This window comes from Martelella alba (assembly GCF_005217455.1).
In the GTDB taxonomy this organism is placed as follows: Bacteria; Pseudomonadota; Gammaproteobacteria; order Enterobacterales; family Enterobacteriaceae; genus Acerihabitans.
On record NZ_SZPQ01000090.1, the window covers coordinates 1 to 4,233 of the forward strand.

At 49.3% G+C, this 4,233-nt stretch carries 5 protein-coding genes and 1 pseudogene; 1 reads left to right on the forward strand and 5 read right to left on the reverse strand.

Translation table 11 applies throughout. The annotated features are described in order from the left end of the window. The 5 genes and pseudogenes from FCN80_RS25360 to FCN80_RS25385 form a co-directional block, all read right to left on the reverse strand. A pseudogene (locus FCN80_RS25360) lies at positions 1-395 on the reverse strand (metal-dependent phosphohydrolase); the annotation flags it as partial. A gap of 95 nt (positions 396-490) precedes the next feature. After that, the gene (locus tag FCN80_RS25365) at positions 491-1,318 is read right to left on the reverse strand and encodes a YfdQ family protein (protein ID WP_136993084.1); all 828 of its coding nucleotides are present in this window, start codon (positions 1,316-1,318) and stop codon (positions 491-493) included. 35 nt (positions 1,319-1,353) lie between these two features. Continuing rightward, positions 1,354-1,725, reverse strand: coding sequence for a hypothetical protein (locus FCN80_RS25370; protein WP_136993086.1), 372 nt, complete (start codon positions 1,723-1,725; stop codon positions 1,354-1,356). 800 nt (positions 1,726-2,525) lie between these two features. Continuing rightward, complete coding sequence (locus FCN80_RS25380; RefSeq protein ID WP_170975525.1) at positions 2,526-2,990, reverse strand: hypothetical protein; 465 nt, start codon at positions 2,988-2,990, stop codon at positions 2,526-2,528. 176 nt (positions 2,991-3,166) lie between these two features. Next, positions 3,167-3,835 carry a LexA family protein gene (locus FCN80_RS25385; protein WP_136993091.1) on the reverse strand — a complete coding sequence of 223 codons (669 nt, stop codon included), beginning with the start codon at positions 3,833-3,835 and terminating at the stop codon, positions 3,167-3,169. 90 nt (positions 3,836-3,925) lie between these two features. Here FCN80_RS25385 and FCN80_RS25390 point away from each other — a divergent pair, with 90 nt between their 5' ends. Continuing rightward, positions 3,926-4,138, forward strand: a complete 213-nt coding sequence (locus tag FCN80_RS25390) for a helix-turn-helix domain-containing protein (protein WP_136993093.1) — start codon at positions 3,926-3,928, stop codon at positions 4,136-4,138. Positions 4,139-4,233: the final 95 nt, after the last annotated feature.

Sequence of the window (4,233 nt, forward strand, 5' to 3'; positions counted from 1 at the left end):
ATATCGAGATCTCGACGCTCGGTGGCCAGCATAATCAGATCAGCGCGTTTAACCTCGGGGCTCATTGCCTCCGGCAGTCCAAACCGGCGGCGGATTGCGGCGTCAACCCGAGACTCGACGGCATGATAGTCCGGTAGTAGCTGTTTAAGCGGCGCGGGAATGTCTTTGCAGTACGCCTCCGCCGCGTCATGCAACAACGCCTCCAGAGCAAATGCTGGTGGGACAATCATGCTGGTCAGTACGGAATGCTGTGCCACGCTATAAAACTGCGGGCAATGGCCGGCATAGCGGCACTCATTCGACAATGCGTGAATGATGTCGGTTATGCAGATCGAATTAATATCAGGATCGGCATAATCGAAATGCCGGCCGCTAAATGTGGTTATCCACGTCATTATCGTTTTCCTATTTTCGGGCAGAGAGAAGCCCTTGCCGTTAGGCAATATTAAATTTGTGGTTTATTCAATGCCCCTGGCGGGGCATCAGGCCATTACGCGGAGAATTTACCGATAAACGTTTCTACAGTACCGCCGGAGAATTTCTCGATCAGCAGATCACGGAACTCGGTCGCGATTTTTTCCTGGACGTCCTCTAATTGAACGATCCGTAATACGAGAATAGGGCGATCGCCATTGATAATGCTCAGGCGCAGTTTAATGGCCCGCTCGCTCAACCCCTCATAGGTTACGCATTTAAATTCAAATGCGACTGGCATGATTTCCTGCGTTTTGGCTTCAACGCTTTCCATCAGGGAGCGTTTGCCGCTGAAATCGTTGTCCTCATAGTCGGCTTTCTGGTTTGCCTCAATGGTAATCTTGCGCAGCGCCGCCGCCGATTTTTTGGCGTCAATCACATCACCATTAGACGCAAAACCGATAATGTATTCCGACCAGTCCTCAATCCATTCGGCGAGCTCCTTTTGGGAATTGCGTTCGCCATTTATATTTAGTACCGAGGAAAATGGTGCGGTACTTTTCAATGACAGAGACGCGGTGTTATCGGCATGCCCGGGAGCGGCTATAGTACCCAGGTTAAATATGGAAACGGCCGTCATTGCGTCTGCGTTAATAAAACACCGTGCACCTTCTGCGGCGTAATCGACTGAATAGCGGGCAAAATCCTCGATACTATTGGTTTGCATCTGCCCGCGGAATCGGGTACGTCCAGACAAAAATGACTCAAGATTTTTCAGAGCCATCCCCTCAGGCACTGCGACAACCGGGGAGAATTGTTTATCGGCCAATTTCTCATTGACTTGCTGGCCAATAACCAGATTACGAATCTGGCTGATAGCGGATGAATCAACAGCCTGTGCCATGATGCTTCCTTAAAATAATAGGTTAAATGGTGGGTTTAATTTGTGCGCAACTGTCCGTCAATTTCTCCGGCCAGGGTAAGAAGCTGCCCCTGGTCTTCCTGCAGGATAGTCAGTTTGCCGCCGCGGTTGACGTACATCGGGGTCTCTGTCGTATCCTCCTCCGAGAATTTGCCGCGGGGCGTCGGGCGCACATAAGACATCTTGTGCGTGATCATCACCCGCTTTTCTTCGAGCGATTTGCTCAGGCGCGCCACTTTGAATTTAAGCGTGATTTCGCCGGTACTGCCGTTGTTCAGAACACCCAACGCGACCTCATTCAGCGCGCTGGCAATTTTAGTTTCAAAAACCCCGCCATCCAGCTCGCCCAAAAAATCAGGGACGTTTGTTGCATGATTCGTTTCAGACATGGATACCTCGCGTTAGCGAAAAAGGGCGGCGCGCCAGCCAGAACATTATCTTCACCCCTTATGAGTTGAAGAGCTGGCGCCACCGCCAATGACTACACACAGCATTTATCGCGTTCCACGGCGATGGGGTTATGATGGTCGGTGCTGAATCTAATCCGACATAGGTCCATGACGGCCCGGCTTTACGGACTGGCCATGGCGCATTGAAATAGCGCATCAGCCTGCGCATTCACCACAACGGAAAGAGCACTGTCACCAGGTCCATCGCGAACGCCCCCGAACATGCAGACCTGCCAATACTCTTACCTGTTGTGTGCCGGTTACCCATCGTCCGGCGCCACGCTCCAATGGTGGCGGGTGGGACTGATACTTCACGCGACCTTCGGCCAATCGCCGCGGTACTTCTCGCTCTCACAGGTGTATAGGTTGCCACCTAACCAAGGGTGGCGCGGCACGGTGTGACCAGCGTACATGTACCGGCAGGTCCCTGGATTTATCAGCGTAAGTGCGGCGTTCACCGCCTATCACTGCCTCACTTGGTTTCCATGCGTTAGCATTCGTGCGCGTCCTGCCTGTTCGCTGTTGTTTATGCCGGGATATTTATCCACGCCCGGCGCGTGATATCCTTACGGGAGTTCAAACCAAGTAAGGAAAAACCATGACCAAAAAAAGACATCCAATTACTGTTGGTGATCTTCTGGAGCAACTTAAAGGCATTGATCCAGATTCCGAGCTCTACTTCGGTGGCCTTGATTTCTATAGGGTGAAATCAAGAGGGCACAAAATAATTCAAATCGAGTTCAATCAGGGGGTATATCTTGATCAGCATGATCATGTTGTGGTTGAGAATCACTATCCCGCTGATGAACCTGATGTGCGATAAACCCACCGTCTTTCTCTTTTAGTTGACTCGGCGGTTCAAACCCTTGGATTATGGCCGCCGCATAGATTGCCGCTAAATCCTGCTCTACGGGACGATAGGCCTCCTGGAGCTCCCCGTTGATTTTGCGCACAAAGGTAAACAGATTTTCCTTCATGCTAATCGTCCACACCTCACCCTCGGAGTTATGTTCGGTGGCGCAAATTTCAATGCCGTCCTTCTGAGTATCGATGCTAAGCACGATGTTGCGGCTATCAATAGATTCGAGAGCCATTTTTGCAATCCAAATGCGGGCGTCGGTTCCTGCATTTGGTTCGATCTGCTGAAGGCGTTTTGCATCTTCAAGTAGCAGTGCAATAACACGTCTCAACTCTTTCTCGCTCACGTCCCCTCCTGCCATTTAGCGCGAATCATCCGGTCATTCATGTGCCACCGGCGGCTACGTTCGTGGGCGTCCTGCCTGGTTGTTGTTAGTTCCTATTGGGTACATTATGTATCCAATAGGTACATTGTCAAGTAAAAAAAGAGCCCGTGTTTGCGGGCTCGCTGAGGTAAATAAGTTTATGCTCTATAACGTCTTGGTTTTCCTGAAAAAACAACTGTTCCTATTATTGAACAATTTCCATTAATTTTCAGGTATTGTTCTGGCCAATTCGGATTAAGAGCTTTCAGAAATTTTTGTCCGCCATCTTCTACTAACCGTTTAAAGGTGGTTTCTCCAGAATCTAGCAAAATTGCAACAACATCATCACCATGCGCAGGTGTTATCTCAGGATCTACAAATATCATATCGCCAGGGTTATACTCTGTAATCATTGATTCACCTATCACCCTGAGAATGTATGTCAGTGGCCCGCATGGGACCGGGCACGGATAACTTTCGACTAAACTCAAATCTACCTCTGAATATCCCATCTCGGTCCAAGCCCCAGCCTGAACCCATGATATTACGGGCACCATCCTAATTTTATGTTCTGTATCAACGACATCCTTTTTAGGTGTCACATTCGTTGTTTGATGCTCTTGATCGAGCCATCCCGCTGGCAGCGAAAAACACTTTTCCATATGGCGCGCCAAATCATCGCCAATTTTCTTGGTTGGATTTTTGCCAATGATACGGCTTATTTGAGTGGGTTCACGATCTAGCAGTGACGAGAAAAACGAGTTTCCCCCTGAACTATCCCGCAGTTTCCGTGCGTTATCACGCCTAATTTCATCAATCGTTTTCATGACCACATTAGAAATTGAGTACCTAGTGGGTACAAGGTCCTTGCGGGTTCATTTTAAACATGCATAATGTATCCAGGAGGTACATAATGCATGCAAAGTTATTGGGACAATCTTAGCAAAACCGATCGGGCTGCATTAGCCGAACAGGTTAAATCAACCCCTGGCTATTTGCGTTTGGTATTCAAGGGGCACAAAAAGGCCGGCTTCGATCTCGCTCGGCGTTTGGAAGAGAAGACCCATGGAGTGATCACCAAAGCCGAATTAAGACCGGATATCTATGGCGATCATATCGCCAAAAGATAAGACGTATCACCACAGAAAAAGGGGCTAACCGTGGGTAAATCAGAATGGCAGGTAGAAAAACAGCCCGCGTGGCTGGTGGCTGCAATCAAACGAAC

Coding starts and splice junctions, on each gene's coding strand:
- FCN80_RS25370 (WP_136993086.1), bottom strand. CDS start 1,725: ATGTCTGAAACGAATCATGCAACAAACGTCCCTGATTTTTTGGGCGAG.
- FCN80_RS25385 (WP_136993091.1), bottom strand. CDS start 3,835: ATGAAAACGATTGATGAAATTAGGCGTGATAACGCACGGAAACTGCGG.
- FCN80_RS25365 (WP_136993084.1), bottom strand. CDS start 1,318: ATGGCACAGGCTGTTGATTCATCCGCTATCAGCCAGATTCGTAATCTG.
- FCN80_RS25390 (WP_136993093.1), top strand. CDS start 3,926: ATGCAAAGTTATTGGGACAATCTTAGCAAAACCGATCGGGCTGCATTA.